Below are 18,654 nucleotides of genomic sequence, written 5' to 3' on the forward strand. Positions count from 1 at the left end.
GTTCCTGGCGCTGCAAAAGGGTATAATAAACAAAAGGGCGCAAAAACTAACCAAGCTAACCGTCATGGATGATCATGGGAGTGGGAGGGAATAAGATGATAGATGAGAATATAAAGCTTGAGGCAGGGTGGAGGCTGGAGAGCAGCTATGGAAAGCTGCCTTCCCTGTTCTATTCCAAGCTGGGTCCGTCTCCAGTATCGGAGCCGGAGCTGGTGATCTTGAACGACAAGCTGGCGAGCGCTATGGGGCTGAACCCGGATGCGCTGCGCGGGCAGGAGGCGGTGGATGTCTTCGCGGGCAACCGCGTGCCGGGAGGAGCCGAGCCGCTGGCGCAAGCGTACGCGGGGCATCAATTCGGACACTTCACTATGCTGGGCGATGGCCGGGCGCTGCTGCTCGGCGAGCAGCTAACGCCGGATGGAGGGCGTCTCGACGTGCAGCTGAAGGGCTCCGGCAGAACGCCATATTCCCGAGGCGGAGACGGACGAGCGGCGCTTGGACCGATGCTGCGGGAATACATCATTAGCGAGGCGATGCACGGTCTCGGCATCCCCACCACGCGCAGCCTTGCTGTGGCCTCCACTGGCGAGCCCGTATACCGCGAGGATATGCTGCAAGGCGCTGTGCTGACGCGAGTGGCGGCCAGCCATCTGCGCGTTGGCACGTTCCAATATGCCGCTGGCGCAGGCACGGCTGAGGAGCTGCGATTGCTGGCGGAGTATGCCATCGAACGGCATTACGGAGGGCCCGGTCCTGGCCCGGAGGAGAACCGTTACGTCTATCTGCTTCGGGAAGTGCTGAAGCGCCAGGCGGCGCTCATCGCGAGGTGGCAGCTAGTGGGCTTCATCCATGGCGTCATGAACACGGATAATATGACGATCAGCGGCGAGACGATCGATTATGGTCCGTGCGCCTTCATGGATACGTATGACCCTGCGACGGTATTCAGCTCCATTGATGCGAACGGCCGATACGCGTATCGCAATCAGCCTCGTATCGGCGTATGGAATCTGGCGCGGCTCGCAGAGTCGCTGCTGCCGTTGCTTCACGAGGACGACGAGCAGGCGGTGAAGCTGGCGGAAGCGGTGCTGTCGGAGTTCAATGGCCACTTCCAGAGCCATTATCTCTCCGGTATGCGGGCCAAGCTCGGCCTCTTCGGCGAAGAACCGGAGGACGAAGCGCTGATTCAGGAGCTGCTGAAGCTGATGGAGGAGCATTGCGCGGATTATACGAATACGTTCCGAGCGTTGACGCTTGGCCAGCCCGCTGCGACGGGGATGGGAGAAGTACCGGCGTTCGGGCAGTGGCTGGAGAAGTGGCAGGGCAGGCTTAGCCGGCAGAAGGAGACGGAAGCCGCCTCCCGGGAGCTGATGAGGAGAAGCAATCCGGCCGTTATTCCGCGCAATCACCGCGTAGAGGAAGCGCTGGCGGCTGCGGCGGAACGCAGCGATTACGCCGTGATGGAGAGGCTGCTGAGCGTGCTTGCCGATCCCTACGCCTACTCTCCGGAGCAGGAGGCCTATGCCGAGCCCCCTGCAGCGAGCGACAGCCCGTATCAGACTTATTGCGGAACCTAGGACAAGAAGGTCCGATAACCCTTGCGAGCACTTAGAGGCTCACAAGGGTTTTTGGCTTTCTATGGCTCAGCTTAGATGCAGATAGAAGGTGGTCAGCTTGCCGGGCTCGCTCCTGGCATACAGCTTGCCGCCATGCTGCTCGACAATCGATTTGGCGATAGCCAGCCCCAGACCATGGCCGCCTTGTCCCCTGGAGCGCGATGGATCCGTCCGATAGAATCGGTCGAATATTCGGTGCAGATGCTCTGGCGCGATGCCATCTCCCGTATTGGCTACCGTGAGCACCACATCATGCTGCTGCTTCTTCAGAGCGATCTCAATCGACCCGTGAGGCTCCGTGTACTTGATGGCGTTGTCCAGCAGAATCATAATGACCTGCATCATCTGCTCGCTGCTGCCGTGCGCAGTCAGGCCGGGCTCGATGTCGTAGCTCAGGCGCAGCTCCTTCTCGTAGATGACGGCTTCCATCGTGAGCATGATCGTCTCGACAGCGTCGCTGAGGTCGAATTCGGCATACAGGACGGCGGACCGTGTATGCTCCATCTCGGTCAGATAGAGCAGATCTCCCGTGAGCTTAGCCATCCGGTTCGTCTCCTGCTTGATGACATGCAGCCACTTGGCTTGATTCGCAATCGTGTCCTCACGGTTCGCGAGCAGCACATCCGCGTTTGTCTGAATAATGGCGAGCGGCGTCTTCAGCTCATGCGAGGCGTCCGCTATGAACTGCTTCTGCTTCTCGAACGCCTCCTTGACCGGCGCGATATAACGGCTGGCGAAATAGCGGCTGATCAAATAAATCACGACAAGCATCGCCAGAGCAACAGCTCCGAATGTATAGATCAGGTTCGTCAGGATGCCTTGCTGGGCGGTGACGTCCACGAAGACGAGCAGGCTGCCCGCCGAGGTGGTCAACGCGGAGAATGCCCAGTCGTTGCCGTCCAGCTTGAGCTGGCCGGTGGACTTGCCCGCGTCCAGCGCCTTCTCCAGCGCTTCCAGGTAGAAGGCCTCCTCCATATTGAAGTGGGAATCGGTGCCGGTCAAGCGGCCCGAGCTGTCCGTCTTCAGCATGAAGGAGACGGAGCGCTCCGGCCTCCAGCCGTCTGCGCCCATATCGAGCGGCGGCTCTCCTGGCTCTGCCATCGGCTGGCCATCGTTCGGTCCGAAGCGTCTTGGTCCGTCGCCGCTTTGCTGCTTCCAATAAAAATCCTGAATTTGACGAAGCTCCATATGGATGTCGCGCTGGACGTCACGATAGGTAATGGCATAGATGGCCGCGAACGCCCCCAGCATCATGACGGTAATTGTGATCAGGTTCAGCAGCAGAAACCGGTGTTTCAATCGTTGGAACATGCTACTCCGTCACCTCCAGCACGTACCCCACGCCTCGTATTGTCGCAATTCTGACCGCAGATTGCAGGAAGGTCAGCTTTTTCCGCAGGAACGAGATGTACACCTCCACATTGTTATACTCCGCATTGGAATCGAAGCCCCATAGCTTCTCGATCATTTGCTCCTTGGACGTTACGGCGAGCTTGCGCGTGACAAGCAGCTCCAGCAGCTCGCATTCCTTCAGGTTCAGCTTCAGCTCCTTGCCCTTCACGGTCAGCTTGAGCTGCGTCGTGTTCAGCTCGATATCGCCGAACGATACGGCGTCCTCCGGCACAACCTCTCCCTTGCGCCTCAGCGCGGCCCGAATGCGGGCCAGCAGCTCCTCAACCTGGAAGGGCTTGGCGACATAGTCGTCCGCGCCGTAATCGAGTCCGGTTACCTTGTCCATCGTATCGCCCTTGGCCGTCAGCAGAATGACCGGCGTCGCGATCGCGTCGCCTCGCAGCTTGCGCAGGACGGCGAAGCCGTCCATCTCCGGCATCATGACGTCGAGCAGCAGCAGATCGTAGATGCCGCTGAGTGCGTAATCGTAAGCGGAGCGGCCGTCATGCACGACATCGACGGAGTAATGCTGCTTTTTCAACAATTGGGATAAGGCCTCGGCCAAATGTATTTCATCTTCCGCGATTAGGATTCGCATAAGGGATTCATCCTTTACTTTTTTGTAGCGTGCTCTGAGCTGGTCATGACTTCATTATAGCAATCGAACCTTTAACCAACCTTAACTTCATGAGCCGGGGAGGCGGCCATTTTGTTTTGAGAAATTGTAAATCCATTTAAGTGCGTGTTCAAAAAGTCCAGTTTTCAGCACCGAGAAGATCGGATGAAGCTAGGAAGTGAGGAGCGGAGCGTAGTGGAGCTACGTGAGCACCGGAAGTTCCGGCTGAATTCGATATTCGATGCCGAGTATGCTTCCTGATTGGCTTCGTGATCAAAAGTGGGCTTTTTGAACAACCTCTTTAAGATTCATTAAAGGTTGGGGGTCTAAGATACAGACATGGCAAGAGACGCGGCCACAGCGAACTACGGAAAGGGATGATGGAGAGATGGCAATTGAGGTGTTCAACCGGTACGAAAACAAATATTTGCTGGACCACGACGCTTACCTTCGATTCTACAGCGACCTGCTTGATTATATGGAGCTTGACGAGTACAACAAGCAGCATGAATTTTATACGATCAGCAACCTTTATTTCGATACGCCGAATGATTCGTTAATCCGTACAAGCCTGTCGAAGCCCAAGTACAAGGAGAAGCTGCGGCTGAGATCCTACGGCGTGCCGGGCGCTGATGCCAAGGTGTACCTGGAGATGAAGAAGAAGGTGTTCGGCCTGGTCAACAAACGGAGGACGGGTCTGAAGCTGCACGAGGCCTATGCGTTTGTAGGAAGCGGCGTTGAGCCGGCATTCCAGCCGTATATGAACAAGCAGGTGATGGAGGAGATCAAATATTTCCTCAGCCGCTACAAGCTTGAGCCGAAGGTATATCTCGCTTACGAGCGCAAGGCATTGTTCAGCAAGGAGAGCCGGGACCTGCGCATCACCTTCGATACGAACATCCGCCATCGCCGCCACGATCTGGGGCTGGAGCTTGGGGATCATGGCGAGCTGCTGGACCCCTCCAACAAGTGGCTGCTGGAAGTGAAGGCAGAGAACACTGTCCCGCTGTGGCTCTCGAGGCTGCTGTCGGAGCATGGCTTGTTTCGCACCAGCTTCTCCAAGTACGGCAATGAATTTAAGAAGACGGTCAGGCACGCCGGGATGTCCATACCATTTGCAGAAAGAGAGCGTGTAAGCTATGTTTGATTTCCAATCCCTATTCAATCCTTCGACCGCCGAGACGACCATGACGCTGAGCAGCGCGATTATGACCATCCTGATCGCTATTGCGCTGGGAGGCATTATTAGCTTCACTTATATGAAGACAAACCCGGCGGGCTATTCGCAAAATTTCACCTTAACCATGGTCATTCTGCCCACCATCGTCGCTATTATTATTCTCCTGATCGGCAGCAATATCGCCAGGGCGTTCAGCCTTGCGGGCGCCTTCTCCATCATCCGATTCCGAAGCGCGCCAGGCGATCCCAAGGATATCGCGTATGTGCTGTTCACGATGGCGGCCGGCTTGGCTTGCGGCGTCGGCGCCTTCGGCTATGCCGTGCTGTTCACCATTATTCTGTGTGCTCTGATGTTCATCCTGAGCAAAATGAATTTCGGCGCAAGAAAGTCTACGCAGAAGCTGCTGAAGGTGACAATTCCGGAAAGCCTGGGCTACGAGGAAGCGTTCGCAGAGGTGTTCGCGATCTTCGGCGTGGCGTACGAGCTCAAAAAAATTCGCACAACGGAGCTTGGCAGCTTGTACGAGCTGGTCTACACCGTTACGCTGGATCACAACACGAATCAGAAGGAGTTTCTTGACGCGATTCGATGCCGCAACGGCAACCTGGACCTGAGCCTGACCATGGTTCCTACCGCAGCGGCTGATTATTAGGACGAGCAGGGAGAGGCGTTCCCAGTAGAGGGGGCGTGCCTGGGGAAATGGTGAGAGGGACTGATGGGCCATCGTCAGTCTCTTCTCTCGTTATAACTTCAACTAGCTGATCTCTCGTGGGAATAACGATAACCGCCTCTGTGTTAAGGTAGTCCAATTGAACGATTATTCTCCAAAGCTCAATTGTCTCTTACATTCAGTTCTTTTTTAATAAAAGCTTCTACCTCGCTTAAATAAGGGGATTTATAGACGAGTCCATCCTTATTCATTAGGACATACATCGGGTATGTCGATATATCCAATATTTTTAATGTTTTACTCAGTTGTTTGTTGTAAGGGTGTCCATTCATTTCTGTGACATTATCCAGAATTACTTGGTTAGAATGTACGAAGGATTGTATTTCTTTCATCTCGGCACTAGGTGTATCGCCATTATGGTAAAACAAATGAAGCTTATAATTACTGTGTTGAGGTTTCAAATCCTCAATGGCCTCTTCGTACTTTGAACCATTGCATCCACTAAGAACAAAGATTACTAAAGAGCCCATAAACAAAAGCTTGAACAATCGTCCTGTTAGCTCCATATATCCACCTCCGTATATATAAATAAACGAGCATAAAGTTAAGATGTTTCGCTTTTCTGCCCGTTAGATTAATCTCCTTGCCCATTAACGCTTAGAAATGAGTCGCAGTACGACGAGCTGGCGCATCAGAGAGGAATAGTCAAATCGGCAGAAATCGAAGTTTATCATTTAGGACGTTTACGAGAACTAAAATATCCGCCTGCAATAATAATCACTGCAACAACAATAACCCACCAAACTAACCCCATGTAAACACCGCCTTTAAAAGAAATGTAACACAAGTCGAGATAGAGGTTAATGCGCAGTACGACGAGTTGTTGAAGGGCGAAGCGGCTCAATTGCTGCAACAGCGACATGCCGTGTCGTTGTTGCCTCAACTAGCTACTCTTTCGTGACCATAACGATCTGTCGTGTCGTTGTTGAAGGCAAAAGTGCCTCAGTTGCTGCAACAGCGACATGCCGTGTCGTTATAGCTCCAACTAGCTGCTCTTTCGTGGCCGTAACGATCTGTCGTGTCGCTGTTGAAGGCCAAAGTGTCTCCATTGCAGCAACAACGACATGTCGTATCGTTGTAGCTCTAACTAGCTACTCTTTCGTGACCATAACGATCTGTCGTGTCGCTGTTGAAGGCCAAAGTGGCTCTATTGCTGCAACAACGACATGTCGTATCGTTATAGCTCTAACTAGCTACTCTTTCGTGGGAATAACGATCTGTCGTGTCGCTGTTGAAGGCCGAAGTGGCTCCATTGCTGCAACAACGACATGTCGTGTCGTTATAGCTCTAACTAGCCACTCTTTCGTGGGAATAACGATCTGTCGTGTCGCTGTTGAATCTTATTGCGACAGAGCGAAGCAAGTATCTTATAAATCTGAAAAACCGTCTCTGTCTTAGGGCGAGTTAATTGAGTTATCGTTCTCCGTTACCTTATCGAAACTTCAAAAAGTCTGATGTACCTTAAACGCAACGTTAGCCATTTCTTTAAGTTTTTCTATGTCTAATCCTTCAATATCATAATCCTCAATGACATGCTCGAAGTAAGACCAATCGTCACTCTGTTCAATTAACTTGATTTCTTTTATTAGTTCTGAAAACGTGTCAAAACCTTCAATATCAATGTATAGTCTTGCTAGCTTTTCAAATCCAACTTCATCTGCAATTTGACCTGTTGTAGAAAAACTAACAATGTAGTGTTCAAAATAATTTTCAGGATACTTATTATTCTCCACTAATAACTCACCTCGGAAGTTTCGAGTTTCAGTTTGTAGAATTAAAGATCAGTTATATGAACTAACAAAAGCAGCTGAGCTGGCTGCCGTTAGGTCGTGGTACTATCATGCTCCGATAGTTGAACGTCATTGTCCCTCAGTTATCAACACAATCTCCTTTGCTGTAAGAATGAAAGGACCACTCTTACTCTGTTCATATTTTTTCCTGATGTCTACTGGTTTTTCTAAAATAACGCTAACGGTCGAACTAAGTGATATGTCATCTGCATGCAATGAGTTACCGTTGACTTCTCGAAAAATCGTCTCTTCAGTGTACTGAACATTACAAAGGTATCCGATAGCATTCAAATTACCTTTTATCCCTTTGGTCGCAGCGTCAGAGCAACCGATAAGAAAACCTTTATCTTGTATGGTATTGACTTCTCCTACAAATGAACGAACAGGGTTCCCGCAACTCACCAATATTATAGTGAGAAATATCAGTACCGCTAATAACCGTGCCATATCTCACCTCCATATAAGTGAAACGAAAATAATGCACGTATGGTTGCTGAAAGCTGCCCGTCAGCGCAACGCTAATACAGATGTTTCGCTTTTCTGCCCGTTAGATTAATCTCCTTGCCCATTAACGCTTAGAAATGAGTCGCAGTACGACGAGCTGGCGCATCAGAGAGGAATAGTCAAATCGGCAGAAATCGAAGTTTATCATTTAGGACGTTTACGAGAACTAAAATATCCGCCTGCAATAATAATCACTGCAACAACAATAACCCACCAAACTAACCCCATGTAAACACCGCCTTTGAAAGAAATTTAATACAAGTCGAGATAGAGGTTAATGCGCAGTGCGACGAGTTGTTGAAGGCAAAAGCGGTTCAGTGCTGCAACAGCGACATGCCGTATCGTTGTAGAATCATATTGCGACAGAGAGGAGCAGGTGTCTTATGAATTTTCACCAATAAGAAAACCGCCTATGAAGGCGGTCAATTGAGCTATAGTACTCGTTAGCTTAATAATTTATCTCTAATTCCAACAACATCATTAACAATAAAAGTTGGCTTAGATTGAATTATTTCGTCTAATGACCCATATCCATATGTTACTCCAATGGAACTAATACCTGTATTATCTGCTCCAACTATGTCATGTTTTCTATCGCCAATCATAATAAACTCTTCTCTTTCATGGTCATTGTACCTGTCCAAAATATACTGAATAATATCTGTCTTGGCAGTCATTGTTCCATCAAGATTACTACCTACAACAAGTTCAAAATATTGATCAATGCTAAAATATTGCAATATTTTTTCGGCGAAAACAGTAGGTTTAGATGTTGCTACTACCAACTTCTTTTGATGCTCTTTTAGTTGTATCAGAAGCTCGGCAATCCCAGGATATATTTCATTTTCAAACATTCCTTTTTCTTTAAATCTTTCCCTGTAATACTCAATCCTGAATCCGTGACAGCTTAGGTCCCCTACCTCCTAGGCAGTCCGTATTTTGGAAAACAGGCGTAGAAGATTGTGTATCTTACAACATTCCCATCTTCGGATTCAAACAAGAAGCGCTTTTCACAGGAAGCAAGGCATGCGAAATAAACCTCCTTTTTTACAGGGGGGAGGCGACTGGTGGCTGTGCTTGCGTTTCATTCACAATAATCAGGCAAATGCCTGGTAGATTCGACGAACGGTTTGGAACCATGGACTGTAACGGCCGAAATTGAAGGACGTTTGTCGGGCATGGCGGCTGACTCTAGCTGCGATGTAGATGATGTTCTGAATGACAGTTCGGATACGACGGCGCCCGACGCCTCCACGAATCGGTGCATCATCTTGACGTAAGCTTTCTTGTCCCATGATGCGAAGCAGGTTATAGGCGAATACGCCAGCGTGCAGGACTAGCTCATTCGTATCGAACTTGCCTGCCGGCAATCGCTCCAAATCTAGATCGGTCTTAAGCTCACTATGAAATTGCTCGCTTGTGCCATGATCGCGATAAAGCTCAATGACACGCCATGGCGAGCAAGTCAGAGATGTCCAGTAAACGTTCACTTCCACATCTGGAAACATGAGCACCTGCCCATCCCGATCGATCGTACGCACGATGACTTGGAACACTTGACGCAGGTTACAATCGAAGTCTTTCTGTGGAAATGTAATCGCGCCGATGTAGGTGGTCTTCCCAGGGCGTTGCTCACAAGATATCCCTTTGTCTTCGGCTACTCGCAGCCAGCTTTCTTTGGAAGCGCCGCGAAGATTGACTTTAATGATGTAGTCAACCTCTTTCTCCGCGTGGCAAACTTGCAAGTTTTCAAGACTATCGTGAGCAGAATCCATACGGACGAGTAGACGATCACTTGTAATGCGACGAGCGTAATGAATCGTTTCCCGAAGGAAATCAGCACCATCTTTCTGGCTGTGTGTACTACCTTCACGCAATTGAAGATTTACGCCATACCCTTCTCGGCCCAAATAGGCAAAGATGGGGGCATATCCAAATGTTCCTTTGTACGTGAGGGAGACACCTTCTTTTTTCGTGCCGGAGTTATCGAACGGCGAAACGTCAATGTCCAGCGGTATGACCGTATGCTCGCCTGCGTCAAGTCCAGTTACCGGGGCATTGAGGTTTCGGATGAGGTCGGCAGATTCCTGCAACAGAATGTCATTCCAATTGGCATCTATTGTTTGTGCAGCGGCATCCAGTCGCTGACGGAGCGTAGGGCTTGAAGGCACTTTGCGAATACCTAGGCATGTTTGAAACACCGTATCTTTGCGAAAAGGCTCGATGTGGTCGAAATCGCTTTTACCTTGGCAGAGCAGACCAAGATAGCTTTTCATGACTTCGCCGTTCCCGTGGATCGGATTCTCCATTCCTTTAACGGCTGAGCGATTAAGACGCTGAGACAACTGTGTATGGGAAAGCAGCGCACCGACCGCAGCCAAGCCTGCATGCGTTGTTAAGAGGATTTCCTTAGATTGGGTGAATTGGATCTTCATATTCAGCACCTCGTTGGTGAAAGTAGATAATAAGCGATTATCTTTAATTTTCGACTTCAGAGATGCATTTTCCTTTAAATATCTCGGTTTTTATAAACTTTGTATCACGGATTCAGGTCAATTGCAGACTTTGTTTGCTCCTCATCGAAAGAATATACAGTCGAAAATGTTTCTTGAAGCGGAGGACCAATAAAGGGTTCAAGCTCATCTAGCTCAGATACCAATATCCCCATTTTCTCCAGGGCATATTGTACGCATTTGGTAATACCAATTTTCGGGTCGGTCAATGTACCATCTAGGTCAAACAGAATTACTTTGTATTTATTCATAGTTACCCCTCTAATTTTCATTTTATACATTAATTCGACAGTCCATAATGAAGCTCCTCTATCGTGTTAAACTGCCAGTTAGTTTAAATTCCTTCTCCATTAACGCTTAGAAATGAGTCGCAGTACGACGAGAAAGTGCATAAGAATCTTATTGCGACAGAGAGAGACAAGCAGGTATCTAATAAATCTGAAAAACCGCCTCTGTGGCAGGGCGGTCACTTGAGCTATCGTTCTCCGATAGCTTAAATCATCTCTCTCGGGATCGTACTCCTCCTCAACAAGTGGAATAAATGATGACACTAAAGTATTCGATTCACGTGTTAACGTGCCGCGAGCAAACTTCCATATGACGAACTTGTTGCTATCATCAGTATATAAGGGCTGCGGAGGAGTCACACAACATTATCATTGCCTTAGGGAACTATAGTTCAGTTCCCAGTTAGTTTAATCTGATTTACGAAAGCGCGTAAAATCAAGCACTATTGACAGCATCATATGGGAACCATAATCATTGATGGAGAGGAGAAATCAACGACAGTGCTGGATGGTAAACGAACGATGAATGGGTCGTAGCATTGAAGCTTGAATCGGTCAAAAAATGCTATTAGTTAAAAGAAAAGACAGCGGATATTGATCCGCTGCCGACATAACTATATTCAGGGATTGTTCTCCGTTATTTGAATCAGAGAAAGTGTTCAAAGTCTCTGATTAACTACACGAAGCATCTCATCCATCTTCCCTGCGTGGAATGATTCATGAACAATGACAAACCCTGCACACTCGCCGTAGGTTGCGAAACCGAAGAACGGAGGATCCAGACGGACGTCGAACTGCTCGGTCGGAATGGCACGGAAGCGTTCTTGTTGAATCTTCAACAGCATAATAAGTTCTATCCAAGTAGGAGGCGTGTCAATCCAATCGCTTGGCTTCGATCCCGAATCGAACCACCCAGTGAATGAAGAAGGAAGCGATCCTGAAGGAAAAGGCACTTGAAACAACATTCGCTCCGCCACTGTGAGGATATGTCCAAGCTGCCAACGGATCGTGTTACTGAACTCCTGTAATTGAACATCAACAAGTTCTATGGGGCACGATTCAGCGACATCGAGGGACCAGCTCCGCGCCATGTCCAGTTGAAATCTTATTGGATGATTCATGAAATACCTCCTAAACTCCAATTATTTCACTTACAGCATTAATAGTAACAATTGTTTCCTATTGTAATTTCTCTTAAATTGCTCAGATTTGAGTTATCTGGGCCCTTTAGCTTAAAAGGCTGCGAAACATTCATTTGGAGCCTCAGCATTGTCTTAAAGTGGCTAATATCTCCCGTCAACGCTAATACAGATCAACCTATTCGTCCTTCACCTCAATAGTGATGGGGTTTTTACGGTCAGCGCTTAACAGGCTCACAAGCCATATGGAGGACTCGGCGTTATAGGCTGTATTTGTGACAATCGCAAACTGCTCCTCGGGCAGCTCGAATGTAGCGATCGCTTTGCGAATGGCCTCGTCTTCGTCTAGAGCGGCTCCTTTTGGCTTTTGGTGCAAATAAATGTCCATATGCTCCGCGTATGAATCCCGCAGCTGGTCAAATTGTACTTTCACCTTCATTCCAGCTTGGAGTGGCTGCGGCGGGTCATCGATGGTAAACCACACGGCGGCGTAGTAATCGGACAGGCCGCGATTTGAGCCCAACTCCTCTGGTTCCGAAGAGACAACCAGTATTCGATCTCCGTCCATTTTAGTCAAATAACCAATGAACCCTTCAGCCAGCGGCTCATCGTTCATTAAGGTAATCTCCTCAGCGATAAGCGGTTGACGCTCTTTGTCATTGACATAGTCTCTAAAACGAAGGGGCTCGTTGATGACAATCTGGACAGTGGAGTCCATCCACAGCTGCTTTACAGTTAAAGGGTCGCCGTTCTTATCCTGGATGATGGTATCATCTGTAAGCTCAACTCTGCAGATGTGCCCTACATCCTCGGCCGCGTGGGCGCCACGATTGACTTCCTCGGAGCAGCCTACAAGCAAGCCTTGATCTGTTAATCCCTCGATCCTGCCTTCAAACGTATCGGACTTCTTCTGGCACCCTGTTAGCATCATAACGGCGAAGAGCAGCAGCCCCATACATACGAGCTTCTTCATTGTACACCTCCATTATTTGGCGATAAATCCTACATCTAAACGCGGTCGCTCATCTTTGAATGGCCTCGATAGAGGATTGCTCACAATTCCTATATTATTACTAACGTCTGTTGCCTGATCGATGTTTCAACTGCTCCCCTACAACAGGAAGAATGGTATAATAGCGACAATGGAACTTGTACCTGCGGAGGAGCTGGCTGCGTATGAAGTCGAAAAAGGGATTGGACATGCTGGAGCGGGTGCGCGCCATCTGCGCGACGCTGCCAGAGGTGGAAGAGATCGTCGACGGGTTTGGCCAAGACGTGATGAAGGTTAGGGGAAAGACGTTCATTATGATGAGTGAAGGCAATAGCTTTGCTGGACTGCACATCAAGTCGGACAAGGAACAGCAGTATGTGCTGCTGCAGCAGGGCGGCTATGTGAAGACGCCCTATATCGGCCAGCATGGCTGGGTATCGCTCGATAACGACGCAGAACCGGACTGGGATGAAATAACGGATTTAGTCCGAACCGCCTATTTGCTCGCTGCGCCGAAGCGTTTGGTGAAGCAGATACTGGCGAGCGAGCAGGCAGGAGCAGGGGGATGAGCTGGCAGCCAGAAAGCTGATGCGTAATATGCATCCTTTCCCCTGCAAATGAAGTACGATAAGAACAGATATGGCTTAGGCGGAGGAGGTATGTGGCGGATATGAGCCTATTGTTGCGATTTAAGGAGATCATGTCGAGCAGCGTCCGGTCCATGCTGGAGAGGTCCGGCGATGCGGAGGAGGAGCTTGCGAATTATTTGCGCGGGCTGCGGGCCGATCTGAACCAGGTGAAGGCGGAGACGGCGAAGACGCTGGCGGACGAGAGCCGCGCCAAGCGGGCGCTTGACGCATGTACAGCGGAGGCTCGGAAGCTGCAGAGGTACGTGGTCAAGACGGCAGAGGCAGGCCGGATGGAGGAGTCGCTGTCCTTCCAGGCCATGCTGGAGCGGGAGACCGAACGGGAGGCTGGCCTGCGCCAGGCGTGGGAGAAGGCGGCGGAGGCCGCTTCGAGCTTGAAGGCGATGGAGAACAAGCTGGCCTCCGATCTAGCGGAGCTGGAAGCGAGGGCGGCGGTCGCGCGAGGCAAGCTTGCTGCAGCGGAGGCCAGCGGGAAGCTGGCGGAGGACGCCGCTTCGGCGGGTCATGGCGACTCTGTGCTGGAGAGGCTGGAGGAGAAGGCGGAGCGCGCATATGACGAAGCCGAAGCGCTGGTGGAGCTTCGAGGGCGCCGGGGCCCGAATATCGACGAGCTGTTCGAGTCGCGGGAGCGCCCCCATGGGGGAGCAAATTCGTCTCAGGGCAAAGCGGATGATGAACAATAACGACAGGCGGGTGAGCGCATGACGGTTATAGCCTTTCAATGTCCGAGCTGCGGCGGTTCCATGGGCTTCGACAGCGAGAGCGGCATGCTGGCTTGTCAAAGCTGCGGCAGGCGAGAAGAGATTGATCCCTTCAAGGATACACAGAAGCAGTCCGTGTTCACCGAAGGCGAGGCGGAGCAATATCATTGCAGCAATTGCGGAGCTGATATTATAACGGAGCCGGAGACGACGGCCACGAGCTGCGCCTTCTGCGGGTCTAACGTCGTGTTGGGGGACCGGCTGGCTGGCAAGCTGGCGCCGGTTCAGGTCATTCCGTTCGCAATCAGCAAGGAAGAAGCGCAGAGGGCGTTCAAGAAGTGGTGCAGGAACGGACTGATGACGCCTGGCGGATTTATGACAGCCAACCGAATCCAAAGCATACAGGGGATATATGTCCCGTTCTGGCTCTATGACCTGCATCATGATATTGAGGTCCGGGCTAATGCCACCCGGGTGAGAATGTACAGCGACGGGGATTACCAGTATACGGAGACGCAGCATTTTGACGTGTATCGCGGTATTGTGCTGGATTATCTCAAGGTGCCTGCGGACGCGTCGGAGAAGATGAATGACGAGCTGATGGATAAGCTGGAGCCGTATCCGTATGAGAAGCTGACGCCGTTCGCAACCCCTTATCTGGCAGGCTATCTGGCTGAAAAATACACCTATACCAACCGAGAGCTGCTGCCTCGGGCACAGGAGAAGATTGCGTCTTATGTCGAATCCTATATCCACTCCACGATGGACGGCTACCAGTCGGTGATGTACCGCAGCAAGGATGTGCTGGCTTCCGTGAAGCGGGCGGACTATACGCTGCTGCCGGTCTGGATGGTCAAATACGACTACAAGGGCAAAACCTATACATTCGCAATGAACGGCCAGACGGGGAAGGTGGTCGGCAAGCCGCCCCTCAGCCGAGGCAAGATGGCGTTATGGTTCGGAGGCGTGTTCCTCGCTGTGCTTCTGGGGATGAAGAGCATTTCGCTGTCGATGGGAGGTGGATTCTGGTGAGCTTGGCTAGCGGCAAACATAAGGCGGGGAGGGGTCGTCGCAGGGGGCTGGCTCTGGGCGTTATCGTTACGTTGCTTCTGTCGTTGCTATGGACAGGGACAGAGCAGGGCATCTCCTCCCTTCATGCAGCCGAGTCTGACTCCAGGTCCAAGCAGCTTGTCTTCGATCAAGCGGATTTGCTGGATGCGGAGCAGGAGAGCAGGCTGGAGGAGCAGGCGTCTCGATACGGCGCGGAACGGCAGACGGATATGGTCATCTATACGACCCTCAACGAGGCGGGGGCCGATGTGATGAAGCTAACGCAGGATTTCTACGACGAGCAAGGCTTTGGTTATGACAAGAGGCATGGCAATGCGGTTGTTGTGACGGTGGATATGTATCATCGAGAAGTGTATTTGGCGGGCTTCTACAAGGGGCAGGAATACCTCGACGACAACAGGCTCGACCGAATTCGGAGCCGGATGACGCCGAAGCTGACCGCCGGCGATTATGAAGGCGCATTTCTGGTCTATATCCAGACGGCGCACAGGTATATGGGCTACGAGCCGGGTGTGAATCCGGACAATATTGTGTTCAATGTCTGGTTCCAGGCTGCCGTGGCCGCTGTAATAGCGTGGCTCGTGGTCTGGCGATTGACGGCCAGCGCTGGGGGCAAGGTAACCGTTCACCGTCGCACGTACGAGAATGCGTCCACCTCGGGCGTGACCGGGAGGCAGGACATGTATGTGCGAACAACGGTGACGAAGCAGCGTATTCCACGCTCCAACGGCGGTGCGGGCGGCGGTGGACGCGGCGGAGGCGGAGGCATGACGTCAGGCGGCCATTCGCATAGCGGAAGCAGAGGATCATTTTGACAGGGGAGGCTGAGGGTTGATGGTATTCTTCAGGAATCAGTTCGCGAACGTAGTGGAGTGGGAGGAATTCCGCGACGATATGATCTTCTGGAAATGGGGCAATCGGGAGATCAAGAAGGGCAGCAAGCTGATCATCCGTCCCGGGCAAGATGCCATATTCGTCCATAACGGCAGAATCGAGGGGATTTTCCAGGACGAGGGCGAATACGCGGTGGATTCCGATATCGTACCGTTCCTGTCGACGCTGAAGGGGTTCAAGTTCGGCTTCAACAGCGGCATGCGCGTAGAGGTCGTGTTCGTCAATACGAAGGAGTTCACCGTGCGGTGGGGGACACAAAATCCGGTGCTCCTGCCAGCCCCGCAGCTGCCTGGCGGCCTGCCGATTCGCGCCAATGGCACGTTCGTCTTCAAGGTCAAGGACTATGTAGCATTCATCGACAAAATTGCGGGCGTCAGGGAGAGCTATCTGGTTGAGGATGTGAAGCTTCGGATTACATCGGTGCTGGATCAGCTGCTTATGAAGTGGATCAGTACGGAAGGCAAGGATATGTTCAATCTGCAAGCAAGCGCAGCGGATATCGCCCGAGGCATCCAGGAGGATCTGGACATGGAGCTGCTGGACAGCGGCATTACGATTACAGGCTTCCAGGTCATGAGCTTCAACTACCCGCCCGAAATTCAGCAGATGATTAACAAAACCGCATCCCATGGCATGATCGGAGATATGCAGCGATTCCGTGAAGCGTCCTTAATCGAAGGGATGGCCTCCGGCAATATGAAGGGCGGCGGAATGGCGGGGGATGCGGCAGGCATGATGATGGGGATGACCTTCGCCAAGGATATGATGGACCAGATGAGCCGCGACAAGCAAGCTGGAGCGGGAGCTAGCGGCGGAGGAGCAAGTGCAGGCGGCGGTGGAGCAGGGGCTGGTGGTGCAGGACCAAGTGCAAGCGCTGGGTCTGGTGGTTCAGGAGCGGGAACAGAGGCGGCGCCAGCGGGCCAGGGCTCCGGCGGTTCATCGTCCGGCGGCGGACGGCCCAACTTCTGTCCGAATTGCGGCGCCAAAAACGAAGGAAGCAAGTTCTGTCCGAATTGCGGCCATAAGCTAGGTGGATAGTAGGTTAGTTGGAGTAGCAAGGATGAAGAAGGCCGAGTGCGCGTCTCTGTAGCATGGACGGGCAATCGGCTTATTGGTGTTCAACTCGCCTAGCGCCGCCTAAGGCGGGGTAACAGCGACACGAGGAGTCGTTATAGCGCCGAAGAGGCGGTTAGCTTGTGCAACAGCGACACGAGGTGTCGTTATAGCACCGAAAGAGCGGTTAGCTTGTGCAACAGCGACACGAGGAGTCGTTATAGCGCCGAAGAGGCGGTTAGCTTGTGCAACAACGACACGAGGTGTCGTTAAAGCACCGAAAGAGCGGTTAGTTTGTGCAACAGCGACACGAGGAGTCGTTATAGCGCCGAAAGAGCGGTTAGTTTGTGCAACAGCGACACGAGGAGTCGTTATAGCACCGAAAGAGCGGTTAGCTTGTGCAACAGCGACACGAGGTGTCGTTATAGCACCGAAAGAGGCGGTTAGCTTGTGCAACAACGACACGAGGAGTCGCTTATGACTCTGCTGCACATATGCATGCCCGTCATTTCTCCTCGCCGTATTCAGGTACTATTGAAGATCCGGTTACAGGCACTGCCTCAGGTGTCATGGGAGCGTATTATGCCAGGTTTATTCAGCCATCACCACCTCAACTGAACTTGGTCATTGAGCAAGGGCAGGAGCTGGGGAGGGACGGCCGAGTGTACGTGAGAGTAACAAATGGGGACGAAATAGATGTGACAGGAACCGCTGTCTATGTAAAAGAGCTTGAAGTATCCATATAATTTGCACACTGACACACTGTTGTCAGCAGGCGGCATGTAGACTGGAGTCAATTATAAGGATGGGGGCTAGCGACACGATGGCGGAGAAGAGCAAGCTGGATTTGGCTAAAATGGACAAGGCGTATTATTCGGCGCCCGGCAAGCCGCAGGTAGTGGAGTTCCCGGAGCTGTCTTATCTCGCCGTTGAAGGGCAGGGCTCTCCGGACGGACAGGCATTCGCCAGCGCGACGGAAGCGCTGTATAAGGTGGCATACACCTTGAAGTTCCAGAGCAAGGGAGAAGGAGCCGACTTCACGGTGGCGAAGCTGGAGGGACAATGGTGGGTGGATTCGGAGGCGTATGGCCTGGATGTGCCCCGTGAAGAATGGCGGTGGAAGCTGCTTATTCGTCTGCCTGAGTTTGTGAGCGAAGCTGCAGTGGGACAAGCCAAGCTGAAGGCTGCTGAGAAGAAGAATGCCGCTGCGGGTATTCCCGGCGTCGAATTTCTGAGGCTGAGGGAAGGCTTATGTGTGCAGATGCTGCATACAGGCCCCTTCTCCAATGAGCCGGAGACGCTGGAGGTTATGCATGGCTTTATGGCAGAAGCCGGATATGTGCCAAGCGGGCGGCATCATGAAATTTATCTGTCCGACTTCCGCAGAACGGAGCCTTCCAGACTGAGGACGATTCTGCGTCAGCCCGTCCAGAGATTAGGAGAGAGCTAGCGGCTCCGGTCGATTGTGTTCCGCTAGTCCCCATGTTAAGGTAGACGAGAGTCCTTAACGAAATGCGGAGGTGGAGAAAG

The 18,654-nt window shown here is 51.6% G+C and carries 19 protein-coding genes and 2 pseudogenes; 10 read left to right on the plus strand and 11 right to left on the minus strand.

Annotation, left to right across the window (positions count from 1 at the left end; all coding sequences use genetic code 11):
- The first annotated feature begins 95 nt into the window (after positions 1–95).
- On the plus strand, positions 96–1,577 hold the full coding sequence (locus AB1S56_RS01745; RefSeq protein ID WP_340871671.1) for a protein adenylyltransferase SelO family protein: 1,482 nt from the start codon (positions 96–98) through the stop codon (positions 1,575–1,577).
- 66 nt (positions 1,578–1,643) lie between these two features.
- Here the strand turns inward: AB1S56_RS01745 and AB1S56_RS01750 are convergent, their stop codons facing one another.
- Positions 1,644–2,927, minus strand: a complete 1,284-nt coding sequence (locus AB1S56_RS01750; RefSeq protein WP_340871670.1) for a HAMP domain-containing sensor histidine kinase — start codon at positions 2,925–2,927, stop codon at positions 1,644–1,646.
- Between the two features lies 1 nt (position 2,928).
- Positions 2,929–3,606, minus strand: a complete 678-nt coding sequence (locus AB1S56_RS01755) for a response regulator transcription factor (protein ID WP_340871668.1) — start codon at positions 3,604–3,606, stop codon at positions 2,929–2,931.
- A gap of 406 nt (positions 3,607–4,012) precedes the next feature.
- Here AB1S56_RS01755 and AB1S56_RS01760 point away from each other — a divergent pair, with 406 nt between their 5' ends.
- A complete protein-coding gene (locus tag AB1S56_RS01760) occupies positions 4,013–4,771 on the plus strand; it encodes a polyphosphate polymerase domain-containing protein (RefSeq protein WP_340871667.1) in 759 nt (252 codons plus the stop codon).
- Entirely contained in the window at positions 4,764–5,456 is a 693-nt protein-coding gene (locus tag AB1S56_RS01765; protein ID WP_340871666.1) for a DUF4956 domain-containing protein, read from the plus strand. The genes AB1S56_RS01760 and AB1S56_RS01765 overlap by 8 nt, the downstream gene beginning before the upstream one ends.
- Before the next feature lie 179 nt (positions 5,457–5,635).
- On the opposite strand, the gene AB1S56_RS01770 is transcribed toward AB1S56_RS01765, so the two are convergent.
- The 9 genes and pseudogenes from AB1S56_RS01770 to AB1S56_RS01810 all read right to left on the minus strand — a co-directional run bounded on the left by AB1S56_RS01770 (position 5,636) and on the right by AB1S56_RS01810 (position 12,740).
- Positions 5,636–6,040, minus strand: coding sequence for a hypothetical protein (locus tag AB1S56_RS01770; protein WP_340871663.1), 405 nt, complete (start codon positions 6,038–6,040; stop codon positions 5,636–5,638).
- A gap of 164 nt (positions 6,041–6,204) precedes the next feature.
- Positions 6,205–6,417: a hypothetical protein gene (locus AB1S56_RS01775; RefSeq protein ID WP_340871662.1), complete on the minus strand. Its 213-nt coding sequence runs from the start codon at positions 6,415–6,417 to the stop codon at positions 6,205–6,207.
- A gap of 559 nt (positions 6,418–6,976) precedes the next feature.
- Positions 6,977–7,267, minus strand: a complete 291-nt coding sequence (locus AB1S56_RS01780; protein ID WP_340871659.1) for a hypothetical protein — start codon at positions 7,265–7,267, stop codon at positions 6,977–6,979.
- Positions 7,268–7,393: 126 nt separating this feature from the next.
- Complete coding sequence (locus AB1S56_RS01785) at positions 7,394–7,771, minus strand: hypothetical protein (protein WP_340871658.1); 378 nt, start codon at positions 7,769–7,771, stop codon at positions 7,394–7,396.
- Positions 7,772–8,271: 500 nt separating this feature from the next.
- A complete protein-coding gene (locus tag AB1S56_RS01790; RefSeq protein ID WP_340871732.1) occupies positions 8,272–8,718 on the minus strand; it encodes an HAD-IA family hydrolase in 447 nt (148 codons plus the stop codon).
- A gap of 207 nt (positions 8,719–8,925) precedes the next feature.
- On the minus strand, positions 8,926–10,263 hold the full coding sequence (locus AB1S56_RS01795; RefSeq protein WP_367903407.1) for an IS1380 family transposase: 1,338 nt from the start codon (positions 10,261–10,263) through the stop codon (positions 8,926–8,928).
- A gap of 134 nt (positions 10,264–10,397) precedes the next feature.
- Positions 10,398–10,592 (minus strand): annotated as a pseudogene (locus tag AB1S56_RS01800) (HAD hydrolase-like protein); the annotation flags it as partial.
- 695 nt (positions 10,593–11,287) lie between these two features.
- On the minus strand, positions 11,288–11,749 hold the full coding sequence (locus AB1S56_RS01805) for a DinB family protein (RefSeq protein WP_340872636.1): 462 nt from the start codon (positions 11,747–11,749) through the stop codon (positions 11,288–11,290).
- Between the two features lie 196 nt (positions 11,750–11,945).
- Positions 11,946–12,740: a DUF3221 domain-containing protein gene (locus AB1S56_RS01810; protein WP_340872634.1), complete on the minus strand. Its 795-nt coding sequence runs from the start codon at positions 12,738–12,740 to the stop codon at positions 11,946–11,948.
- A 203-nt stretch (positions 12,741–12,943) separates the two neighbouring features.
- On the opposite strand from AB1S56_RS01810, the gene AB1S56_RS01815 reads away from it, so the two are divergent.
- The 7 genes and pseudogenes from AB1S56_RS01815 to AB1S56_RS01845 all read left to right on the plus strand — a co-directional run bounded on the left by AB1S56_RS01815 (position 12,944) and on the right by AB1S56_RS01845 (position 18,574).
- On the plus strand, positions 12,944–13,327 hold the full coding sequence (locus tag AB1S56_RS01815) for an MmcQ/YjbR family DNA-binding protein (protein WP_340872633.1): 384 nt from the start codon (positions 12,944–12,946) through the stop codon (positions 13,325–13,327).
- Between the two features lie 101 nt (positions 13,328–13,428).
- Positions 13,429–14,088 carry a PspA/IM30 family protein gene (locus AB1S56_RS01820; protein WP_340872632.1) on the plus strand — a complete coding sequence of 220 codons (660 nt, stop codon included), beginning with the start codon at positions 13,429–13,431 and terminating at the stop codon, positions 14,086–14,088.
- A gap of 18 nt (positions 14,089–14,106) precedes the next feature.
- Positions 14,107–15,138, plus strand: a complete 1,032-nt coding sequence (locus AB1S56_RS01825; RefSeq protein WP_340872631.1) for a TFIIB-type zinc ribbon-containing protein — start codon at positions 14,107–14,109, stop codon at positions 15,136–15,138.
- Positions 15,135–15,992, plus strand: coding sequence for a TPM domain-containing protein (locus AB1S56_RS01830; RefSeq protein ID WP_340872629.1), 858 nt, complete (start codon positions 15,135–15,137; stop codon positions 15,990–15,992). Before AB1S56_RS01825 ends, AB1S56_RS01830 begins: the two co-directional genes overlap by 4 nt.
- 19 nt (positions 15,993–16,011) lie before the next feature.
- Positions 16,012–17,109, plus strand: coding sequence for an SPFH domain-containing protein (locus AB1S56_RS01835; protein ID WP_340872640.1), 1,098 nt, complete (start codon positions 16,012–16,014; stop codon positions 17,107–17,109).
- A gap of 479 nt (positions 17,110–17,588) precedes the next feature.
- A pseudogene (locus tag AB1S56_RS01840) lies at positions 17,589–17,870 on the plus strand (PhzF family phenazine biosynthesis protein); the annotation flags it as partial.
- 59 nt (positions 17,871–17,929) lie between these two features.
- Positions 17,930–18,574 carry a GyrI-like domain-containing protein gene (locus tag AB1S56_RS01845; protein WP_340872627.1) on the plus strand — a complete coding sequence of 215 codons (645 nt, stop codon included), beginning with the start codon at positions 17,930–17,932 and terminating at the stop codon, positions 18,572–18,574.
- Positions 18,575–18,654 lie beyond the last annotated feature (80 nt).

Source organism: Paenibacillus sp. PL2-23, assembly GCF_040834005.1.
Taxonomy (GTDB): Bacteria; Bacillota; Bacilli; order Paenibacillales; family Paenibacillaceae; genus Pristimantibacillus.